The sequence below is a fragment of the Bergeyella zoohelcum ATCC 43767 genome (assembly GCF_000301075.1).
Lineage (GTDB): Bacteria > Bacteroidota > Bacteroidia > Flavobacteriales > Weeksellaceae > Bergeyella > Bergeyella zoohelcum.
Window position 1 is genome coordinate 2152131 of record NZ_JH932293.1, and the last position, 788, is coordinate 2152918.

Annotated in this window: 1 protein-coding gene; it reads right to left on the reverse strand. The window is 36.0% G+C overall.

Features of this window, described 5'->3' with window-relative positions; all coding sequences use genetic code 11:
* Positions 1-268 precede the first annotated feature (268 nt).
* Positions 269-655, reverse strand: coding sequence for an HU family DNA-binding protein (locus HMPREF9699_RS11635; protein ID WP_002662304.1), 387 nt, complete (start codon positions 653-655; stop codon positions 269-271).
* Positions 656-788: the final 133 nt, after the last annotated feature.

Genomic DNA, 788 nt, shown 5'->3' on the forward strand with positions numbered 1-788 from the left:
TAAAACCTAAGAACGCTAACACACTGATCTTGATTGTTGTTTTGTTCATCGTTTTTAAATTTAAAATGTTGATTTATTTTTTTTATTAAATGATTAAAAGATTGAAAAAATTAAAAGATTCCGTTCATTTCGATGATTTCGATTTTTTTAGATTCTTTAGATTTTTCCCTTTTTTATACATTCTTTTCATAGTCTCAATTCCCTAGCTAGGGAATTTCAATTTCCTAACTAGGAAATTATATTTTCCTAGCTTGGAAATTTTCCATCCCTAAGGTACCTTTTCGTACTTGGCTGTTTTCAGGGCATCTTTCAGCTTTTTACCCGGCGTGAAAAGTATCCTAGAGTCTCTGATAGCACTCGCCGTTACTTCTGATTCCGCCTCCTTACCCTCACTACTAATGCTCTGACGGAAAGATCCTACCTCTCCCAAGCGTACTATAAAGCCATTGGTAAGCTCATCAGGCAATATATCGGCAAAGGCATACAGCACTGCACGGATGTCTGCCCCGCTTACTGTAGAAATTTTCTCTATTCGCTTCGTCATATCTTCCAGCGTCAGCTCTCCGCTGTACACTGGAGATGCGTAATATTTCTTCGCTCCACCTCCCGAAACACCCGGTTGGCTCTTCTCAATGGTCTTAAATTTTAGTGACATAGGCTTTTATTATTAATGGATTAAAAGATTAGAGGATTAAAAAATTAAAGGATTCCGTTCGTTTCGATGATTTCGATGATTTCGATTTTTTAGATTCTTTAATTTCTTTCCTTTTTCTAGATAATTCCTTATT